The organism is Mycobacterium sp. OTB74 (assembly GCF_029892685.1).
Taxonomy (GTDB): domain Bacteria; phylum Actinomycetota; class Actinomycetes; order Mycobacteriales; family Mycobacteriaceae; genus Mycobacterium.
Map to the genome: position 1 here is coordinate 192,324 of NZ_JARXVD010000007.1, position 21,840 is coordinate 214,163.

Here is a 21,840-nt window from a genome sequence, read left to right on the forward strand (position 1 = left end):
GCTTCCGCGGCTTTCAGATACCCGCGTAGAACTGTCGGTCCCACGCCCTAGGGTTGGGGCCGATGGCACTACACCTGCATCGAGCCGAGGACACCGGCGCCCTCGCCGCCGGACTGGGCGCACTGTTGTCCGAACCGATGCCGGACCCGTTCGCGACCGAATTGGTTCTGGTCTCGGCCCGTGGGATGGAGCGCTGGCTCAGTCAGCAGCTGTCCCATGTCCTGGGCACGGGGTGGACAGGCATCGCCCGCGATGGTCGTCCGTCGACCGACGGGGTCTGTGCTGGAGTCGAATTCCGCTCCCCCGCATCACTTCTCGCCGAGATCTCCGGCACGGCCGGCGGCACCAACCCGTGGGACCCGGATGCCATGGTGTGGCCGGTACTGGAAGTCCTGGACCAGACCGGCTCAGCGCCGACTGTTGGTACGTGGGCTGGCGCGCTGGCCGCCCACCTCGGATACACCGAGTTGGGCAATCCCGAGGAGACCGACCTGCGCCGGGGGCGGCGCTACGCGGTGGCCCGCCGCCTGGCCGGCTTGTTCGATACCTATGCCAAGGCTCGGCCGGCCATGCTCGCCGACTGGCTGGACGGTCGTTACACCGACGGGGCGGGCCGCCAACTGGACGATGACCTGCGCTGGCAACCGCAGCTGTGGCGATCGGTCGCCGAGCGGATCACCGCCGATCCGCCGCCGGTAAGACAAGCGAAAATCGTTGCACAGTTGCAGGATTCGCCCACCGATTTGCCCCAGCGATTGTCCCTGTTCGGCCACACGCGGTTGCCCGCGGCCGATATCGAGCTGCTCGGCGCGTTGTCCACTCACCACGATCTGCACCTGTGGCTGCCACATCCCAGTGACCCGTTGTGGCGCGCACTATCCGACCTGAGCGGGCAGGTGGCCCGCAGTGCCGATACCAGTCGACTGCGAGTCGGTCATCCGCTGCTGCAAACGCTCGGCCGCGACTTACGCGAGCTGCAGCGCGGGCTGCCCGCTGCGCAAACCGATCAGTTCCATCCCCGCTCGGCTTTCCCGGATACGTTGCTCGGCTGGCTGCAGTCCGACATCTCGGCCAATGAGGTGCGGCCCGTCGGGCACCGGTTCCACAAGCAGGACGACCGCTCCGTCCAGGTCCATCGTTGTCACGGCGCAGCCAGGCAGATCGACGTCCTGCGCGACATCCTGCTCGGCCTGCTCGACGACGATCTCACTCTGCAACCGCGCGACATTCTGGTGATGTGCCCGGATATCGATACCTATGCGCCGCTGATCACCGCGGCGTTCGGCGCGGGCGAGTACGCCGACCGCAATCATCCCGCCCAGGGGCTGCGGGTCCGACTGGCAGACCGGGCACTGACCCAGACCAACCCGCTGCTGGGTGTGCTGTCCGAGCTGCTGGGTATCGCCGACGGGCGCGCCACGGCCAGCGCCGTACTGAGCCTCGCGCACAGCGAACCGGTGCGGCGCCGCTTCGGTTTCAGTGACGATGATCTGGTGACCATCACCGAATGGGTTGCCGCAGCAGGCATCCGGTGGGGATTCGACGCCGACCACCGCACCCCGTACCACCTGGAGCAGTACCCGCAGAACACCTGGCAATTCGGCGTCGACCGGCTGTTGACCGGTGCCGCGATGTCCGACGACTCGCACGCCTGGCTGGATACCGCCCTACCGCTGGACGACGTCGACAGCAATCGTGTCGAACTGGCCGGGCGGCTGGCCGAATACGTGCAGCGGTTGCGCACCGTGGTGGACCGCCTCACCGGCGCCGAGCCCCTACATAGATGGGTCGAGGTACTTCGCGAAGGCACGGCCCTGCTGACCCGGATCGGCCCTGATGAGCTGTGGCAGCAGGGTCAGTTGGACCGAGAACTGGCAAAAATATTGTCCCACGCAGGTTCTCGGTCTGACACGACGCTGCGACTGACCGATGTCCGCGCCTTGCTCAGCCGACAACTGGCGGGCCGGCCGACCCGCGCCAACTTCCGCACCGGCACCTTGACCGTGTGCACCATGGTGCCGATGCGCTCGGTGCCGCATCGGGTGGTGTGCCTGATCGGTTTGGACGACGGGGCGTTCCCGCGCACCAACATTGCCGACGGTGACGACGTGCTGGCCCGGCATCCGCTGACCGGCGAACGCGACATCCGTTCTGAGGATCGGCAATTGCTGCTCGACGCCGTGTGCTCGGCCACCGACACCCTGGTGATCACCTACACCGGGACCGACGAGCACTCCGGCGAGCACCGCCCGCCTGCGGTCCCGGTGCAGGAATTGCTCGATGCCGTGGACCGGACCACCCAGGAGCGGGTACGCACGCAGATCGTCGTCGACCACCCCTTGCAGCCGTTCGACATTCGCACCGTCGAGCCCAATGGACTGGTGCCGCACCAGTCGTTCACCTACGACCCGGCGGCACTGCGCGGCGCCCGTGCCATCATCGGTGAGCGCGCACCCAAGCCCCGGCTGATCGATGAACCACTGGACCAATTGCCTTGTGGCGATATCGAATTGATCGACCTGCTGAAATTCTTCGAGAACCCGGTGCGGGGCTTCTTCCGGGCACTTGACTACACCCTGCCGTGGGACGCCGAAGAACCGTCCGATGCCATGCCGGTCGCCATCGACAGCCTGGACCGGTGGGCTGTCGGTGACCGCATGCTCGGTGATCTGATGTCCGGCCAGGACTCCGATTTCGTCATCGGTGCCGAATGGCGGCGCGGCACTCTGCCGCCGGGGCGCCTCGGCTGGCGTCAGGCCCGCGAAATCAGCGGCGAGGCAAGCGAACTGGCCGCCGCGGCCCGGACGTTACAGCAGGGCCGCGAACCAGGTGCGCTGGACATCAACATCCACATCAGCGACGACCGTGGCCGAAAGCTCACCGGCACCATCACCCCGCTGTGGGGCGACCGGACCGTGGCGGTGACCTATTCGAAGCTGGGGGCCAAGCACCGACTGCAGGCCTGGATCACGCTGGTGGCGCTGGCTGCCGGGGCACCGGACGGCGACTGGGAGGCATACTGCATCGGCCGCGGCCCTCGCAATACCATTCAGACCTTGGGTTATCGTCGCCCTGCACAACCACTTTCGGTGTTGCGCGAGTTGGTCGCCATCTACGACGCCGGCCGGCGCGAGCCGTTGCCATTGCCGCTGAAGACCTCGCTGGCCTGGGCGCAGGCCCGGCAATACAGCGATGTGCCCGAACGCGAGGCCGACCGGGAATGGCGCTGGGAGAAGGACTCTGCCGAACAGGTCGAGATATGGGGTCAGGCACCACCGTTGAGCGTCTTGCTCGATCCGCCACGACCCGACGATGTCGCGGTGCATGGCGAGACCACCCGGCTGGGGAGCTACGCGAGCCGACTGTGGCTGCCACTGCTCGACGCTGAGCGGCGGTGCTGATGCGCGCCTTCGATCTGCTCGGCCCGCTGCCGGCACCGGGGAGCACAACCGTGTTGGAGGCCAGCGCCGGCACCGGCAAGACCTACGCTCTGGCTGGGTTGGTCACCCGTTACATCGCCGAGGGCGCGGCCACCCTTGATCAGATGCTGCTGATCACGTTCAGCCGCGCGGCGACCCGGGAATTGCGTGAACGGGTTCGCAGTCAGTTGGTGAAAACCCTTGCGGCCCTGGAGCATCCGTCTGGCGAGGACGACGACCTGATCCGGTATCTGGCGGCGGCACCTCCCGAAGAGCTGGACCAGCGGTGCGCCCGACTGCGCGATGCTCTTTCGGATTTCGACGCCGCGACCATCGCCACCACGCACGAATTCTGCGGGCTGGTGCTGCGCTCTCTCGGGATCGCCGGTGACACCGATTCGGGCGCACGACTGGTGGAAAGCCTCGACGATCTGGTCACCGAGATCGTCTCGGATCTGTATCTGACCGCCTACGGAGGCCAGCGTGACGAACCTGCGTTGAGCTACCCCGCCGCGCTCGAGCTGGCCAAGCGGGTGGTCGGCGACCCTGGTGCGCAGCTGCGGCCACTGACCACCGAGCCTGACAGCGTTGCAGCAGAACGTTTGTCGTTCGCCACCGCGGTGCTCGACGAGCTTGAGCGCCGTAAACGCAGGCTCGGTGTGCTGAGTTTCGATGACCTGCTGAGCAGGCTGGCGACCGCCCTGCAAGAGCCCGACGCGCCGGCCCGCGACCGGATGCGCAGACGCTGGCCGATCGTGATGGTCGACGAGTTCCAGGACACCGATCCGGTGCAATGGCAGGTGATCTCCCGGGCGTTCGTCGGGTACAGCGCGGTGATCCTGATCGGCGACCCGAAGCAGGCCATCTACGCGTTCCGCGGCGGCGACATCGTCACCTATCTGAGCGCCGCGCGCAGTGCCGACAGGCTCACCTTGGCCGAGAACTGGCGCAGCGACAAGGTTCTGGTGGATAGCCTGCAGACCGTGCTGCGGGGTGCGGCGCTGGGTGACCCGGACATCGTGGTGCACCCCATCGAGGCGCGCAGAGACCGCCATCGCCTCGCCGGTGCACCACGCAATGCGCCGTTCCGGCTTCGCGTCGTCAACCGCGATGAGTTCGGCACGCCCCAGCGCAAGACCATTCCCATCCCGGCACTACGGCCGTACATCGCCAAGGATCTGGCCGCCGACATCTCCGTCCTGCTGGCCAGCGGCGCGCGGTTCGATGGCCGGCCACTCACCGCTGGTGATATCGCGGTCATCGTCGATGGTGCACGGGACGCCGAGCCGTGCCGAGATGCCTTGCTGGACTTGGGCATTCCGGTGGTCTACTCAGGTGACACCGACGTGTTCGGGTCAGTGGCCGCCGCCGAGTGGCTGCGGCTGCTCGACGCCTTCGACACACCCAACCGCAGCGGGGTGGTCCGGGCCGTAGCGACGACCATGTTCTTCGGGTACCGCGCTGCCGATCTGGCCGCCGGCGGCGACGAGTTGACCGATCGGATCACCAACACCGTCCGACACTGGGCCGGGCTGGCCCGGGAACGGGGCATCGCTGCGGTGTTCGAAGCCGCCCAGTCGCAGGGGGCGGCCGGGCGGGACGGGCAGGGCCTGTCCGAGCGGGTGCTGAGCTACCGCGGCGGTGAGCGGCACATGACCGACCTTGCTCACGTCGGGCAGCTGCTGCATGAGGTCGCCCACCGCGAGCGGTATCACTTACCGGCCCTGCGTGATTGGCTGCGCCGTCAGCTGCAGGACCGCAGTGGCCCCGCCGAACGTAACCGTCGCCTGGACAGCGACGCCGCCGCGGTGCAGATCATGACGGTGTGGCGCAGCAAGGGGTTGCAGTTCCCGGTGGTGTACCTGCCGTTCGGGTTCAACCGCAATGTCCAGACCGACGCGGTGCTGCGCTTCCATGACACCGATGGCACCCGCTGCCTGCATGTCGGCGGCGACGGCGCCTGCGACCGCGACGCAGTGGAACAGGCCGGCCTGGCCGAGATCGCCGGAGAGAACGTCCGGCTCACGTATGTCGCGCTGACGCGGGCGCAGTCGCAGGTGGTGGCATGGTGGGCGCCGTCGTGGGATGAACGCCACGGTGGTCTGTCCCGGTTGCTGCGCGGCCGCCGGATCGGCGAGACCAATGTTCCGGATGTGCTGGCGCCGCAGACGATTTCCGATGACGATGCGCTGGCCTGTTTCGCGGCCTGGGAGCAGGCCGGTGGTCCGGTGATCGAGTCGGCAGAGCCGGTGACCCCGGTGCCCCCAGCCATTCAGTCCCCGCCGTGGAATCTGGATGTGCGGCATTTTCACCGCGACATCGACACCCATTGGCGGCGCACGTCGTACTCGGCGCTGGTGCGGGTTGCCGATGACGGCGGTACGCGCGCGGGAGTGGCGAGCGAGCCCGAATCGGCGCTGCGGGACGACGAATCCGACAGTGACTTCACCCCTGGCGGCCCGTCCGGGCCGCCGGACGCCGACCTGACGTCGCCCATGGCACAACTGCCGGCCGGCGCCGCGTTCGGCTCGCTGGTGCACGCCGTGCTCGAACACGCCGACCCGCTGGCCCCCGATCTGACCGCCGAACTGACGACCCGGATCGGGGAACAGGTCGGACTGTGGAACGTCGAGGTACCCACCGACGAGTTGGCCGCGGCACTGGTGCCGATGCACGACACCTCGCTGGGTCCGCTGGCGCCGGGCCTCACCTTGCGTCAGATCGGTCTCAAAGACCGGCTGCGGGAGCTGGATTTCGAGATACCGCTGGGCGGCGGCCAGTACCGACCCGACCTGGCACCGCACATCCGGCTGGGTGATGTGGGTGAACTCCTCACCAAGCTGCTTCCGGCCTCCGATCCGTTGTATGCGTACGGTGCCCGGCTGCAGTCCGAGCCACTCGCCGATCAGCGACTGCACGGTTATCTGTCCGGTTCGATCGACGCGGTGCTGCGGGTGCCGGGACGGTGGGGGCAGAAGTACCTCGTGGTGGACTACAAGACCAACCGGCTTGGCTCGTTCGAGGCCATCAATACCGCTGCGGACTACCGGCCCGCCGCCCTGGCCGAGGCCATGATGCATTCGGACTATCCACTGCAGGCCCTGCTGTATTCGGTTGTGCTGCACCGTTTTCTGCGCTGGCGACTGCCGAACTACCAGCCTGACCGGCACCTGGGCGGCGTACTTTACCTGTTTGTCCGCGGCATGTGCGGACCACAGACCCCGATGGTGGACGGCAACCCGTGCGGAGTCTTCAGCTGGCAGCCGCCCGCCGCGCTGGTGAGCCGGTTGTCCGATGTGCTGGATCGAGGTCCCGAACGGTGACCGAGGATCTGATGGACTGGCGACGGGTGCCGCAGGCGACCGGCAAACTGGCCGAGTTCAACGCCGCGGGCGTGCTGGACGCCTCCGATGTTCATGTGGCCGGGCGGTGTTGCATGCTCGCCGGCGAGCCCAGCGAGGTAGTCGCGCTGGCGGTGGCACTGACTGTGCGGGCGCTGCGCGAAGGTTCGGTGTGCGTCGACCTGACTGCGGTCGGCGGTGACCTGGCCGACCCGGATCATGAGTTGCCTTGGCCGGCGCCGGACGAGTTCATCGCCGCGGTACAGGCCAGCCCCCTCAACGGCGTGGCCATCCAGCTCTATCAGGACCGGCTGCTCTATCTGGATCGGTACTGGCGCGAGGAACAGCAGGTGTGCACCGACCTGCTGGCCTTGGCCATCCGGGCCGGGAACACCCCTGAGCCGGATCCGGCCGCACTCGAACGACTTTTCCCGCCACCGGCCTTCGGCGAGCAACGGGCCGCCGCCGAGCTGGCTGTGCGGCAGCCGGTCACGGTGCTCACCGGCGGCCCGGGCACCGGCAAGACCACCACTGTCGCACGCCTACTGGCGCTGCTCACCCAGTCGGCGGCCGGTCCGCTGCGTATCGCACTGGCTGCCCCCACCGGTAAGGCCGCCGCTCGCCTTCAGGAAGCGGTCGCCGCCGAGGTGGGCAAGCTGGATGCCGACGATCAGCAGCGACTTGGCTCGTTGCGTGCGGTCACCCTGCACAGGCTGCTGGGCGGACGGCCGGACAGTTCGACGCGGTTCCGCCACAATCGCGCAAACCGGCTGCCGCATGACGTGATCGTGGTGGACGAAACGTCGATGGTGTCGCTGACCATGATGGCCCGGCTGCTGGAGGCAGTACGTCCCGAAGCCCGGCTGCTGTTGGTCGGTGACCCCGACCAGCTGACCTCGGTTCAGGCGGGAGCGGTTCTGGCCGACCTGGTCGACGGGCTGGCCGCGAACCCGGACATCCGGATTGCCGCGCTGCACACCACGCACCGATTCGGTGCAGCCATCGGCGGGCTCGCGGAGGCTATCCGCTCAGGTGACTCCGACCGCGTGGTGGAGCTGCTGCGTTCCGGCGATCCGGCCATCGAGTTCGTCGAGGATGCAGATCCGGCCAAGATACTGCGCCCTGTGCTGGTGAACCATGCGGTGCAGGTTCGGGAGTGCGCTCTGCTGGGCGCCGGCTGGGTCGGGGTGCTGACCATGGACGAGCACCGGTTGCTGTGCGCACACCGCGAGGGTCCGCACGGGGTGCGGCACTGGAACCGGCAGGTGGAGCGGTGGGTCAGCGAAGAAACCGGACAGGCGACCTGGTCACCGTGGTATCCGGGACGACCGCTGTTGGTGACGGCCAACGACTACGCGCTTGGCATCTACAACGGCGACACCGGACTGGTCGTCGCGGGGCCGCATGGGCCGCAGGTGTGCATCTCGGGCGCGAATGGGATGAAGGAGTTTTCACCGGGCCGGATGGCTGATGTCGAAACCATGTACGCAATGACCATCCACAAAAGCCAGGGTTCGCAGGCCAAGGAGGTGACGGTGCTTTTGCCGCCGGCCGACTCCCGCCTGCTCACGCGCGAGCTTTTCTACACCGCGGTGACCCGCGCCAAAAAGAAGATACGGGTGGTTGGCTCGGTCGATGAGGTACGCGCCGCGGTCCAGCGTCAGGCACTGCGAGCAACCGGGCTGCGGATTCGGTTGCGAGAGGACGGGATTCACACCCCGTCGTGACAACTGAGAACCGGTGGCCCGGCGATGACCGACGGCAGGTGGGTCAGCCGGCGTGCAGGCGCCGGTCCGGGTGGTCTGCAAGCCAGCGCTGTTCCACCCTCTTGACCCGGTAGTGCTCCAAGGTCACGACCATGGCCCCGGCAGTGACCAGCGCACCAGCGATCAGGCCGAGCGGTAACTGCAGTTGATCGCGGTGGTAAGCGGTGGCTGCGACGAAGCCCGCGATGGTGACGATGCCGAGTGCGATGAGGCCCAGCCCAGGTAGCCACAACGTGTCGATGAAGGATTCACCTGCGTGTGGTTGCGTGGTGCGGGAGTGATCCACTGGGTCGTGGTACGCGCCTTTCATTGGCATCTCCCTTCGTGCGTGAGATACCTATGAGGCTACGCCCGTAAAGCAGTATGCGTGAGATGGGTCACAATCCACCTAACGCGGGAGCCGGCTGCCATTCAGCCACTGATCCCACGGCATGCTCCAGTCGCCGTTCTGGTTCATGCGCTGCGGTGGCCCGCCGGTGTTGTGGATCTCGACCACGTCACCTGGCTGCGAGAAGTTGTAGAACCACTCGGCGTTCTCACCGTTCAGGTTCAGGCAGCCGTGCGAGGTGTTGGTCTTGCCCTGTGCCCAGATAGTCGCGTTCAGCTGGTGAAGGTAGATGCCATCGGCGCTGATCCGGGTGGCCCACGGGATGGTCTCCTTGTAACCCAATCGGCTGTTGACCGGCAGCCCGAACGTCGAGGAGTCCATGATCACCGGGTTGGCCTTGTCCATCACGGTGTACACACCCGGCGGAGTCCAGAACGACAGCTCCCGCTCGCCGATCATCTCGGTGCCGCCCATGCCCATCGAGGTTGGCATGGTGCGGATCAGTTTGCCGTTCTCGAAGACGCTGACCTGCTTGGTGTTGTCGTCGGCGATGGACACATGGGCGTCACCGATCCGGAGCGAGACGCGCTCGTCCTCCTGGCCGTAGGTGCCGTCGGCGACCTTGAGGCCGTACACCTTGGCGTCCACGGTGACAGTGGTGCCGGGCGCGTAGTACCGCTCGGGCCGCCAGTGCGCGTTCGAGTCGTCGATCCAGTGCCACGACCCGAACACCGGCGGGTTGGTGGTCACGGTCATGGCCCGCTCGGCGGCGGCCTTGTCTTCGATCTTGTCGTCGAAGTGCGCGACGACGACGGTGCCGATGCCGTAGGTGCCGCCTTCTTGCAGTTGTGCACCCGAGACGGTGTTCAGGTAGACCGTGGTCTGGTAGTCCGGGCTCAGGGTGTTGAAGCTGGACGTCTGCCGCGAGGGCATGCCCGAGTTCCCGCGTGCGTCGATGGTCATGGTGTAAGTGCGGCCGTACCCCAGCTGCTCGGCCGGTGTCCAGGTCTTGCCGTCGGCGCTGAGCGTTCCGGGGATGGTCTTGCCGGACTCGTTCTCCATGGCAACCGAGGTCACGGTTCCGGTGACCGCGGTGACGCTCACGGGCGCGGCGGGGTTCACGCCGGCCAGCCCCGCAGCCGGGACGATCTTCAGCGCGGCGGGCTCGGGAGCGGGTTGTGCCGATGCCGACAGATCACGGGCCGCAGCAACTACTCGGCAGCCGTCCGCACAGCGCGACGTCGACGAGACTGTTGCTCCTCCGAGTACGGCAAGGACGGCCAGCACTGCTGCCAGCCAGGCGCCACGGACACGGCGGGATGACGTCAACACAGCTCCAAAAATTCGGCGTCAGCGTGGGATTGTCGATTGGGTACTCATGGGGTACCAGAGCAAGCGTAAGCCGTCACCGGGGTGATGTGCACCTTGCACCCGGCGCGTCCCCGGTACACGCCACACCGTTCGGGCGTGTCGCCTACCGAACTGCAGCAATGTCGGGCCGCGAGGACCGATCGGCCGCGGGGCGCCCACTACCCGCGGCGGTGCAGCCGTTCGTACGCCATGAATAACCTTGCCCACCAAGCTTATTCGTCACCATAGCCTAAGTTTGTAACGAAATATGTTCCGTTGGAACGAGTTTCAATATCGTTCTATGAGCATTCGATGGGCATTCGACCGGTCAGACCGGGTTGATGTCCTCCAGATTGCGGCCGCTCGTACGCGGCCCCAGCGCGGCGACGACGCCCATCACTACCACCAGCGCCGCAACCACCACGCCGAACATCGCGGTGGCGCCGTAGTCGTCCAGCACCGGCAACAAGATGAACGGGAGCAGGCCGCTGGACAGCCGCGACAGCGAATAGGTCGCTCCGACCGCAGTCGCCCGGATGTCGGTGGGGAAGATTTCGGCCTGGTACACGTGGTACGCGTTGGAGAACACGTTGCACAGTGCGGTGGTCAGGAACCCCATGATCACGATGGCCGGCGCAGTGTCGGCAGTCGCGAACAGGACGCCGCTGACCGCGATCGCCGCGGCAGAGCCGATGATCAGGAATTTGCGTTCGATCCAGCCCAGCAACGGGATCGCCAGCATCGAACCGACGGGGTAGCCGAGGTAGGACAGCGCGGTGAAAAGTAGCGAGGACGTGGTGCTGTAACCGCGGCTGACCAGCACCAATGCGGCCAGCGTCCCAAAGCCGTAGTACGCGAACGGCTGGCACAGGTGGAACACCGACAGCATGGCCACGCGCTGCCGGTAGGGGCTGACCCACAGCCGGTCACGCGGCGCGGGCTGCCCATCTGGTTCGGCCGGGACTACAGCGGCGGCATAGTCAACCGGTTCTGCGACCGCAGCACCACCGGCCTCGAACTGCTGGACTGCTGCCTCTGCCTCATCGAGTCGGCCCCGACTGGCCAACCAGCGCGGCGACTCGGGCAGCCCTCGCCGCAGTGCCGCAACGCCGACCGCGCCCAGCGCTCCAACGGCCAACAACACCCGCCAGCCTTCGATACCGAGGATGGTGTGCTTGTCCAGGTACAGCGACAGAAAGCCCAGTACCGGTACCGCGACGAATGAGCAGGTGTAGGCCCAGGCCGCCAGCCGTCCGCGGTGTTCCTTGGGCAGCACATCGGCCAGGTACGAATCGGCCACCGGATACTCAGCGCCAACCCCGACGCCGGCCAGGAATCGGGTCATCACCAGCACCCACGCATTGGGCGCACATGCGCCGGCCACACTCCACACCGAGAACCAGACCAGGTTCAGGATGAATGCGCGGCGGCGGCCGAGTCGGTCGGCCAGCCGCCCGAACCCGACCGACCCTACGAACATCCCGACGAACGTCGAGGCCAGCAGCAGCTTCAGGGTCGATGCGTCGACCTGGTAGTGGCTGCGCAGGGTTGCCGCGATGCTGCTGGCCAGGAAAATTTCGTAGACCTCGAAAAACAGACCGAGCCCGATGGCCGCGACCACCCGGCGATGCACCGGCCCGACGGGTAGGTGGTCAAGTCGTTGTCCGATTTGGGTCAGTGCCTGGCTTTGCGGCTGTACAGACATTGCCAATCATTGTGCCGCGAGGCACGCACCGGACTCGTCGAGGGCGAACGCGTCAGCTCAGGAACCGGGCGCCGGCACCGGCGTGCACCATATGGCCGGCACGCGCCTGCCGGTATCCGATCAATCCACCGAAGATCGTGAACACCACGATGCCGGTAATTCCAGTGACCGCCACGGTCGCCACCTCGTCCAAGCCGGCAGAACGCAGGTAGTCCGTGTACCCCGGACGGAAAACCGGACCGACGGGCAGCCGGTTACCGGCCCGGTAGAGGTGGCCGGACTGGTCGGGGCCGCCGGGCTGTTGCGCCGCGCTATTGGTATCCAGTGGATAAGGCCGCAAAGCTGGAAGCTCGGCGATGCCGTGAACGTGTTCGGGGAGCGTCGAGGGCGGTTGCAGCGCCAACGCGATCAACTCGACGGGCGAAGCGAGTGTCGGCTGCGACGCCACGGGGTTCTCCGGACCCAGCGAGGCGGGTTGCCCATTGCCGGCCGGAGATATGCCTGCACCCACCGACGTCAGAGGCAGGGACCCGATGCCTGCCCCCAATGGCACAGCGACCGTCGCAGGACCTGGCGAGGTGCCGTTCTGCTGGCCGGACGCAGAGCCGGTCGCACCTATGACGCCGCTGCGACCGTCGCCGAATTTCGGGGTTGTGCTGACGGTCGGAACGGTGCGGCCGATGATTCCGCCACCGCTGCCAGTGGGTTGGCTGCCGCCGGTGGACTGACCGCCCCCGGCAAAGAGGCTGGCGAGAAGCTTTTGCAGCTCTTCAGCAAGATATCGGTCGTGGCAGTCCCGAGATGACGGGTCGCCGGACTGGCCCCGATCCGGCCAACCCCGGTCTGGCCAGCCTTTATCCGGTCGGCCGCTACCGTCGTGATCTTTGTCTGGCCGCCCGCGACCCGGTTGATCCTTGTCTGCTCGGCCCCAGCCCTGCTTTGTCTCGCCCGGTCGAGATGCGTCCTTGCCCTGCCCGGTCGCAGGATGGTCCGCCCGACTGATGGACCCGCGATCGTTCGATCCGTCCTGCGGCTCGGCATGCGCGGTAGCCACTTCGATGCCGAATATGGGCATCGAAACCAGCCACGCCGCGACAGAGAGCCGCACTGGTGCTCCCACGCCCAGACCGTCCTTTCGACATCGGGCTATAGGCCGTGAATAAGTTTGGCACGAAAACATTCCGAATCGATATGTTCGGCGATTTGGCGCATTCGCGCCTCTCGGCACTTGCCACAGCGCTTTCTGAGTTTCGAGCGGAATTGGGCTCAGACCCATTTCGCGCGCGTTTGCGCAACTGGACACACTTCGGTCGTTGTATGCGGCGCATTTGAGGACAACTCGCCGCAAAGTCATTCGGCCTGAAAGTTGAGGCAAGTGCCTCATGCGCAGGCCGAGGGCCTGGGTCGAGCATTGCGGCATGACCAATCCTGACCGGTTTCCGTACGGGGCCGATCACCCAAAGAACGGAGAAGTTCATGACCACAATCCAGACCCCCGTCGACAACGGCGTCAACGTCGAAGCTCTGCTCGGTGTCCGTGAGGCCCTGGCCGACACGCCGGAGATCGCCCAGTTCCAATGGCGGACAAGAGTTTCCTGGGTAAACGGCACCCACAGCCGCTCGAGCGTGGACACCTTCTACGGATTGGGCGAGCAGCAACACCACAAGACGACGTTCACCTATGACGTCGACCATCCACTTGCATTCGCCTCGCAGGACAACGGCATCACTCCGGTCGAGTATGTGTTGGTCGCCCTGGGCGGCTGCCTCACCGCCGGCATCGCCTCGATCGCCCAGCGCCGAGGCATTCAGCTGCGCTCGGTGCACGCCACCGTGGAGGCCGACGAGGACATCCACGGAATCCTCGGCGCGGACCCCGATGTCCGCAACGGTTTCAGCGGGGTCAGGGTGACCTACACCATCGACGCCGACGCTACCACCGACGAGATCAAAGCCCTTGTCGCGCAGTCGCAGAAACGCTCGGCCGTCTACGACATCCTGACCAACCCGACGCCCGTCACCGTCGACCTGTCCTGACCGGGCGACGTTTCAACAGGAGACCGACCATGCTGAAGACAACCGCGATCGTGGTGGGTGCCGGGCACTGCGGACTGGCCATGAGTCGTTGCCTCGCCGACCGTTCGATCGACCACGTCGTGCTGGAACGCGGTGAGGTAGCGCACTCCTGGCGCACGCAGCGCTGGGACTCGCTGCGACTGCTCACCCCCAACTGGATGACCCGGCTACCGGGTTACGCCTACCGAGGCGACGACCCCGACGGGTACCTCGCGGCACCCGACGTCGTGGGACTGATCGAGCGCTACGCGAAGGAGTCGGCGGCACCCGTGCGAGCCAACACCACCGTCACATCGGTGCGGAGGGACGAGCGGGGATACCAGGTGCAGACCGACCAAGGTTTGTGGCACGCGCGAACGGTCGTGCTCGCCCCGGGCGCAAGCACGGTTCCCAAGGTGCCTGCGCTGCAGGGCGGCGTGCCTGGCGGCATCACCACGATCACCCCCGCCGACTACCGCAACCCGAGCCAGCTTGCCGACGGCGGGGTCCTTGTCGTCGGCGCCTCGGCGAGCGGGATCCAGATTGCCAGGGAACTGCACCACTCCGGCCGGCCGGTCACGCTCGCCGTCGGGGAACATGTCCGAATGCCTCGCACCTACCGAGGCAAGGACATCCTGTGGTGGATGGACGCGGCGGGATTGTTGGACGAGCGCTACGACCAGATACCCGATCTGATCCGAGCCCGCAACCTGCCGTCGATGCAGCTGGTCGGGTCACCCGAGAGAACCACCCTCGACCTGAATTCGCTGAGTCAACTCGGCGTGCGGTTGGTCGGACGGTTGGCCGGCATCGGAGGCGGCATCGCGCAATTCTCCGGCTCGTTGCCGAACATGTTCGCGCTGGCCGACCTCAAACTCGGCCGGTTGCTCGACACCATCGATGCGTGGGCGACCGAAGTGGGCTTGGACGGCGGCGATCCGCCGCGACGGTTCGCAGCGACCGCCGTTCCCGCCCACACGCCGCTGACCCTCGACCTACGCTCCGGCGCCGTCCGAACGATTCTCTGGGCCACCGGATTTCGTCCGGACCTGTCCTGGCTGGACGTTCCGGTCTTCGACCGAAAAGGCCATGTCCGCCACGACGGCGGCATCACCCCCAGCCCCGGCCTGTACGTGATGGGGATGCCGTTCCTCCGCCGCCGCAAGTCGACCTTGATCGACGGCGCAGCCGCCGACGCGACCGACCTGAGCCAACACCTCACCCACTATCTCGACTCGAACTGAGGAGCAACTCATGGACAACGACTATGACGCGATCGTCGTCGGCGGCCGGTGTGCCGGTGCGGCCACCGCGATGCTGCTGTCCGGCGGCGGCATGCGTGTGCTCGTCGTCGAGGCGACCCGGCCGCGTTCCGACACACTGTCCACCCATGCGCTCATGCGCGGCGGTGTGCTGCAATTGCACCGCTGGGGTCTACTCGACGCGGTCATCGACGCGGGCACTCCAGCCATCGTTTCGACCGAGTTCGCTTACGGCGACGACATCGAGACCGTCAATATCCGCCCGAGCGGTGGAGTATCGGCGCTGCGCGCCCCCCGCCGAACCGTCCTCGACGCGCTGCTTCTAGAGGCCGCGCGCAAGGCAGGCGCCGCTATTCGCGCCCCGGCGCGGGTGACCCGCGTGCTCACCGATGGCACCAGGGTGCGCGGCATCGAGGGCATCGAGCGCGGCACAGGCACTCGTTTCCGCGCCAGCGCGCCGCTGACCATCGGCGCCGACGGGCGGAACTCGACGATCGCGCAAGCGGTCGACGCCCCCTTCCGCCGACGCGGCACGGTGTCCGGCGCGATCGTGTACGGCTACTTTCCCGGACTCGCGCGCGACCGCTACCACTGGGCGTACCGACAGGGGGTGACCGCGGGCGTGGTGCCGACCGGCGACGGTTTGGCGTGCGTCTGGTCGGGCACTGCAAGCGACAGGTTCGCCCGACAACGGTCCGCAGGTCTGGACGCTACGTACCGGTCGCTGCTTGCCGAGGCCGCCCCGGAGCTGGCCCGCTCTATCGCCGACACACCACCCGTCGGCACGTTGCGAGGCTTCCCCGGCCAACCGGGCTGGATCCGCGCGTCCGCCGGGCCGGGCTGGGCATTGGTCGGTGATGCAGGTTATTTCAAGGACCCGATCACCGCGCACGGCATCACGGACGCCTTGCGCGACGCGGAACTGCTCGCCCGCGCGGTGCTCGACGCACCCCGCGGCGGGCAGGCACAGCTCAACTCTCTCTACGACTACGAGCGCACCCGAGACCGACTGTCCGAGCCACTGTTCGACATCACCGAACGAATCGCGAGCTACCGCTGGGATCTCGCACAGCTGCGCGGATACCTTCGTGAACTGAGCGATGCGATGCGGCCGGAAGTCGACGCGCTGCTCGCACTCGACCAGATGCCGGCCGCCTGAATGGAATTGGACGATGACGCCGTCAGGGACCAACCGGCAACGCGCACTCGTTGCGGTTGTCGAGGTTTTGGCACTGAGCGCATGGTTCTCTACCACCGCGGTCGTGCCAAGTCTCCGTTCCGAGTGGGGTATCGGAGCGACGGCCGCGGTCTGGCTGACCGCGTCAGTGCAGATCGGATTCGTCGTCGGGGCGATCACCTCGACGGTTTTCAACCTCGCCGACCGCACCACACCGCAGCGCCTGCTCGCTGCAAGCGCCTTGGGCGCGGCGGCCTGCACGGTGACCCTGGCTCTTTTTGCCTCTGGTCTCGCCGCGGCGGTCCCGCTGAGATTCCTCACCGGGATCTTTCTCGCCGGCGTCTATCCGGTGGGGATGATGTTGATGGCGTCATGGTCGGCATCCACCGATCGAGGCCGGACGTTCGGGGTTCTGCTGGCAGCACTGACCATCGGCTCCGCCCTCCCACACCTCATCACCGGCCTCGGACCGCTGCCTTGGAGGACGGTGCTGCTGGCCGCGGCGGCACTGACGGGGGCGGGCGCCGTTGTCGCTCTGACGGCGGTTCGGCCCGGCCCCCATCTGGCCGTCCGCGCGGTCGCCCCGAATCCGCGCTACGCGCTCGCTCTGCTCACCGACCGCAGACCGCGGCTGGCCAGTCTCGGCTATTTCGGACACATGTGGGAGCTGTACGCCCTGTGGACCTGGCTGCCGATGTTCGTCGTCGCCGGTCGGGCCGCACGAGGCGACGCGGCCGTGGGGTCGACCGGATTCATCGCATTCGGGGCTATCGGAGTCGCAGGGACCGTCGGATGCCTACTGGGCGGTTGGGCGTCAGACCGTTTCGGTCGCCCTCCGGCGGCGGTGGCGGCACTGGTGATCAGCGGAACCTGCTGCGTGGCATCACCACTATTCTTCGCCGGCCCGACGCCGCTTCTCGTGGTCTTCCTCTTGGTGTGGGGTACCGCCGTCATCGCCGACTCAGGTGTCTTCTCCACCGTGCTCAGCGAGACGACGGACACCCGGTTCGTCGGCACGGCCCTGACCGCGCAGACCGCGACCGGTTTCCTGTTGACCGTTGTCACCATCCAACTCGTTCCTGTCGTCGCCGAACTGATCGGTTGGCAATACGCATTTCTGCTTCTTGCACCCGGCCCCCTACTCGGTGCCGTAGCGATGTCGGCCCTACACAACCACCACCAATTCAAGGAGCAAAGCAATGGTTACCAGCCCTACGCGCACGACACCGTCGGTCGGTCAGACAGCGCAGCTCTCACGCACTGTCGGTGACAACGACATCGCCCTGTTCACCGAGATCAGCGGCGACCGGAACCCTTTGCACTACGACGAAGTGGCGGCCAGGGCGTCGCGGTTCGGGGAAATCGTCGTCCAGGGCGGGGTCACCAGCGCCATACTCAATGCCGTTGTGGCCGAGGAGCTGCCGGGTCCGGGCACGGTGTTTCTGAATGTCAATTGGGCCTTCAAGGCACCGGTGCGCTGCGGTGACACGATCACGGGCAGCGTCGAAGTCATCTCGGTGCGCACCGACAAACCGATCACCGAACTTCGAACCACCGTCACGCGGGACGACGGCACCGTCGTGCTGGACGGAACAGCGGTGTGCTACACGATGGACATCGGCACCAGGACCAGCAGTGACGTCTGACTGCGAGAACGCGGCACCGCCGGAAGGCCGACGCGCTGGGCATCGGACCCAGGCGCACGTAGTAGGGCCACTGCCTTGTCATTCGCGCCGATAGCGTCATGTGCAGGTGCAGAATGACCGCATGCACCCGACCGGGACGCTGCACGGTTCGACAAAGGGCCTACGCAAAGCCGAGTTGCTGGCGGCCATATCGCTGGGGATCGACCTCGGTCTGGGGCAGCCGATGGAACACATGCTGCGGTCTTCCCTGATCGCAACTCGCATCGCCGAGCGGATGGGGCTAGACGCTCAACAGCGCGCGACGGTGTATTACGCCAACCTGGTGGGGTGGATCGGTTGTCACGCCGATTCCCACGAGCTTTCGGCGCTGTTCGGCGACGACATCGCCTTCCGGGCCGACACCTATGGGGTGGATATGGCTGGGCTGCCGTTCCTGCGTCTTATGGTCGGTCACGTAGGGCGTGGATTGCCGGGCGGGGAGCGCGCCATCCGCTCGGTTGCCTTTCTGCTCACCGCGCGTCACCAGGTTGCCAACCTCATCAGTTCGCATTGCACTTCTGCCGGGGTCCTATCCGATCGGATCGGCCTGGACAGGCAGGTCGGGAAGGCGCTGGCGTATATCTTCGAGCGCTGGGACGGCCGGGGGATGCCGAACGGCGCTCGCGGGGAGGATATTCCGCTCGAAATCCACATAGTTCACCTGTCCGATGTCATCGAGGTGCACCTGCGGACGGGTGGCCTGGCACAAGCGGTCGAGGTTGCCCGGTCCCGGCGTGGCACGCAGTTCAGCCCGGCCGTGGCTGATGTGTTCGAACGTGATGCCGCCGCAATCGTCGAGGGGCTGCTCGAAATAGATGTTTGGACCGCGGCTTTGGCGCAGGCACCGGATCGCGATCGTACTCTCGATGGGGAAGAGATCGACGAGTTACTAAGGGCAATGGCGGATTTCGTCGATCTCAAATGTCCTTGTTCTCCGGGCTACTCGCGGGGCGTTGCGGATCTCGCGGCCGCAGCGGCCCGACACCGGCGTATGCCGCCGGCGGACATCACACGTCTGTACCGTGCGGGCCTCGTCCACGGCCTCGGCAGATTAGGCGTGTCCAATCAGATCTGGGAGAAGAAGGGGCCGCTCAGTACGGCTGAATGGGAGCGGGTACGGATGTACCCATATCTGACGGGACGAATATTGAGCCGGGTCGACGGCTTGGAGTCGGTGGTGTCCGTCGCTACCAAGCACGAGGAACGCATCGACGGGTCCGGCTTTCCCCGAGGGCTCGCCGGTGCTGAATTGACTGCGCACGACCGGTTGCTTGCCGCGGCGGTGGTTTATCACCAACTTCTCGAGCCACGTCCACAACGGGCCGCCCGCGATCCTCGCGATGCTGCCGGTCAGCTGCGCCAAGAGGCGCGCGACGGACGCCTCGATCCCGAGTCGGTGGAAGCCGTCTTGGCGGCGGCCGGGCATCAGACATCGCGGCGGACGTCCTGGTCGGCGGGGCTCACCGCCCGGGAGGTCGAAGTCCTCCGACTCGTCGCGCAGGGCCGGTCGAACCGTGAAATCGCCACCGAGTTATTCATCGCCGAGAAGACAGCGCGCAACCACGTCGAGCGCGTCTATGCAAAGTTGGGCGTCAACAACCGCACGCAGGCGAGTCTCGCTGCAATCGATCGGGGCCTGGCGGGCTTTCCGGTCAACGCAGCCGCCGAACGATGAAGAGCCGCAACGTTTTACCGGCCAATAGCAGCGTGCACTGAGACATTCGCCTCCCTCGTCATCCGCAGCAGCTCACGCCTCTCTGTCGCCGGCTGTCTTCAAACCGCTGGCGCGCTTTGCATTCCACCTGCGGAGCCTTTCCGCCGGCTGACGTCGACTCTTGGAGTTTGAGGCAAACGCCTCATGCAACCAGTGCTGCCACAGGCCGATGATCAGATCCTGACAGTGCAATTCAGGAATCACGGAAGGCTACCAACATGACCGAATTGGCGGTTCAACCAACGGCAATCGAGCGTTTCGATGCGCTCTCGTCGAGTCAGACACCCGGAGCGCCGGTCGGCGGGCGGGTCAATGCTGTCAACGTGAGCCGGCGGGTCGGCGCACGGCAAATCCTGCAGGAGCTGTCACTCTCGATAGACCCAGGCGAGTTGGTAGCCATTGCCGGCGGCAGTGGAGCAGGAAAAACCACATTGCTGGAGATCCTCGCAGGACTGCAGCCAACGTCTGCCGGCCAGGTTTCGCACAACGGCGTCGTTCGCGGTGCCCGAGCCGGTGTCGATTCCCGTATCGGCTACGTGCCCCAAGACGACATCATCCACCTCGAAATGCCCCTGCGCCGCACGCTGCACTACGCGGCGCGACTACGGCTCCCCGCCGGCACATCGGCGGCCGAGGCCGATCGTGTGGTCGCGGAGACCATGCGTGACCTCGGCCTGGCTGATCGGGCCGAGGTGCCGGTCCGTGCGCTGTCCGGCGGCCAGCGCAAGCGCGCCAGTATCGCCGTAGAACTACTCACCCGGCCACGCCTTTTCTTCCTCGACGAGCCCACCTCCGGGCTCGATCCGTCGACCGCGGCCGACGTGATGCGCCTGCTGCGCAGGCTCAGCCAGCGCGGGGTAACAGTCGTCCTCACTACGCATGCGCCGGAGGACATCGATCGGTGTGACCGAGTGGTGTTCCTCGCCCGCGACGGCCACCTCGCATTCAGCGGCAGCCCGACCGAGGCTCGGCGCTACTTCGGTGTGGAGAATCTCGCCGGCGTGTACGAGCGACTGGCTGGTGAGCACACCCCTGCGATCTGGGCGGAGCGATTTGCGAACAGCCCGACAAGTCAGAAGCCCTACCCGGCTCCGCCGGCCGCCCCGGCGACCCGTTCAAGTGTCAAGCGCACGGGCATGGTGAGGCAATGGTGGCTGCTCACGCGCCGCAATGTTGATGTTCTGATCCGCAACCGGCTTACGTTGGCAGTCCTGCTCGGTTCACCGGTGCTGGTCACGGCGATGATGGCGACGCTGTTCAAACGCGGCGCGTTCGATCCAGGCGGCGCGGCCGACGTCGGCCCGGCCCAAATCGTTTTCTGGATCGCATTCGACGGCTTCTTCTTCGGCCTGACCTACGGTCTGCTCCAGATCGTCGGAGAGATCGCCGTATTCCGGCGGGAGCGCCTGGCCGGGCTCAGTGTGGGCGCCTACGTGGGGTCCAAGGTCACCGCCCTGCTTCCGGTGCTGGCCGCAGTGAGTGCGGTGCTCCTCGCCGTGCTGCGGGTACTCGGTCGGCTCCCCGCCGTCGGATGGCACGTGTACGCCTTGCTATTCGTGACGATGGTCATCGAAGCGACCTCGGCGCTGGCCCTCGGCCTGCTCGCCTCGGCCGCCGTGCACAACGCCGCTCAGGCCGCCCTCGCCCTGCCGATGCTTTGCTTCCCGCAGGTTTTGTTCGGTGGCGCCATCGTCCCCGTTGACAAGATGGCTTTCCCAGGACGTTTGATGAGCCTTGGCCTATCCAACCGCCACGCATTCGAAGCATTGGGGCGCGACCTGGATCTCGACCGGTTCACCGCCACTCTGCCGGCCATGTCCGCCTATCGCGAGACATTCCACGGAGGCACCGATGTGAATCTCATTGTGCTCGCATCGTTTGCCGTTGCCCTCATGCTGGCCACGGTGTGGGTACTGGACCGGCGGTCCCGGTCCAGCGCATCCAGGCGATGAGGACACCGCACAGTCGGGCCCGCGAGACGTCTGCACAGTCTCGCGGGCCCGGCGACGTGGACCAGCCCGGCGCAGCGGCGCTCGCG

The 21,840-nt window shown here is 66.5% G+C and carries 14 protein-coding genes; 10 read left to right on the forward strand and 4 right to left on the reverse strand.

Annotation, left to right across the window (positions count from 1 at the left end):
• Positions 1–62: 62 nt before the first annotated feature.
• Genes recC through recD form a run of 3 tightly spaced genes read left to right on the forward strand, consistent with a single transcriptional unit; the run spans position 63 to position 8,487 of the window.
• Positions 63–3,401: an exodeoxyribonuclease V subunit gamma gene (recC, locus tag M2432_RS12455; protein ID WP_280827111.1), complete on the forward strand. Its 3,339-nt coding sequence runs from the start codon at positions 63–65 to the stop codon at positions 3,399–3,401.
• On the forward strand, positions 3,401–6,742 hold the full coding sequence (locus M2432_RS12460; protein ID WP_280827112.1) for a UvrD-helicase domain-containing protein: 3,342 nt from the start codon (positions 3,401–3,403) through the stop codon (positions 6,740–6,742). Before recC ends, M2432_RS12460 begins: the two co-directional genes overlap by 1 nt.
• 11 nt (positions 6,743–6,753) lie before the next feature.
• Entirely contained in the window at positions 6,754–8,487 is a 1,734-nt protein-coding gene (gene recD / locus M2432_RS12465; protein WP_280827147.1) for an exodeoxyribonuclease V subunit alpha, read from the forward strand.
• Positions 8,488–8,530: 43 nt separating this feature from the next.
• Here the strand turns inward: recD and usfY are convergent, their stop codons facing one another.
• From usfY to M2432_RS12485, 4 genes are all read right to left on the reverse strand, one after another.
• Complete coding sequence (usfY, locus tag M2432_RS12470; protein ID WP_280827113.1) at positions 8,531–8,836, reverse strand: protein UsfY; 306 nt, start codon at positions 8,834–8,836, stop codon at positions 8,531–8,533.
• 78 nt (positions 8,837–8,914) lie between these two features.
• Positions 8,915–10,186, reverse strand: a complete 1,272-nt coding sequence (locus tag M2432_RS12475) for an Ig-like domain-containing protein (RefSeq protein ID WP_280827114.1) — start codon at positions 10,184–10,186, stop codon at positions 8,915–8,917.
• A 346-nt stretch (positions 10,187–10,532) separates the two neighbouring features.
• Positions 10,533–11,909 (reverse strand): MFS transporter, encoded by a 1,377-nt coding sequence (locus tag M2432_RS12480; protein WP_280827115.1) that lies wholly within the window; start codon positions 11,907–11,909, stop codon positions 10,533–10,535.
• Positions 11,910–11,961: 52 nt separating this feature from the next.
• Complete coding sequence (locus M2432_RS12485) at positions 11,962–13,029, reverse strand: hypothetical protein (RefSeq protein WP_280827116.1); 1,068 nt, start codon at positions 13,027–13,029, stop codon at positions 11,962–11,964.
• 356 nt (positions 13,030–13,385) lie between these two features.
• Here M2432_RS12485 and M2432_RS12490 point away from each other — a divergent pair, with 356 nt between their 5' ends.
• From M2432_RS12490 to M2432_RS12520, 7 genes are all read left to right on the forward strand, one after another.
• Complete coding sequence (locus tag M2432_RS12490) at positions 13,386–13,946, forward strand: OsmC family protein (protein WP_280827117.1); 561 nt, start codon at positions 13,386–13,388, stop codon at positions 13,944–13,946.
• A 29-nt stretch (positions 13,947–13,975) separates the two neighbouring features.
• Positions 13,976–15,208, forward strand: coding sequence for an NAD(P)-binding domain-containing protein (locus tag M2432_RS12495; protein WP_280827118.1), 1,233 nt, complete (start codon positions 13,976–13,978; stop codon positions 15,206–15,208).
• Between the two features lie 10 nt (positions 15,209–15,218).
• Entirely contained in the window at positions 15,219–16,385 is a 1,167-nt protein-coding gene (locus M2432_RS12500; RefSeq protein ID WP_280827119.1) for an NAD(P)/FAD-dependent oxidoreductase, read from the forward strand.
• Between the two features lie 13 nt (positions 16,386–16,398).
• On the forward strand, positions 16,399–17,673 hold the full coding sequence (locus M2432_RS12505) for an MFS transporter (RefSeq protein ID WP_280827120.1): 1,275 nt from the start codon (positions 16,399–16,401) through the stop codon (positions 17,671–17,673).
• A complete protein-coding gene (locus tag M2432_RS12510) occupies positions 17,603–18,049 on the forward strand; it encodes a MaoC family dehydratase (RefSeq protein ID WP_280827121.1) in 447 nt (148 codons plus the stop codon). The genes M2432_RS12505 and M2432_RS12510 overlap by 71 nt, the downstream gene beginning before the upstream one ends.
• A 121-nt stretch (positions 18,050–18,170) precedes the next feature.
• Positions 18,171–19,763 (forward strand): HD domain-containing phosphohydrolase, encoded by a 1,593-nt coding sequence (locus tag M2432_RS12515; RefSeq protein ID WP_280827122.1) that lies wholly within the window; start codon positions 18,171–18,173, stop codon positions 19,761–19,763.
• Positions 19,764–20,020: 257 nt separating this feature from the next.
• Positions 20,021–21,754 carry an ATP-binding cassette domain-containing protein gene (locus M2432_RS12520; protein WP_280827123.1) on the forward strand — a complete coding sequence of 578 codons (1,734 nt, stop codon included), beginning with the start codon at positions 20,021–20,023 and terminating at the stop codon, positions 21,752–21,754.
• Positions 21,755–21,840 lie beyond the last annotated feature (86 nt).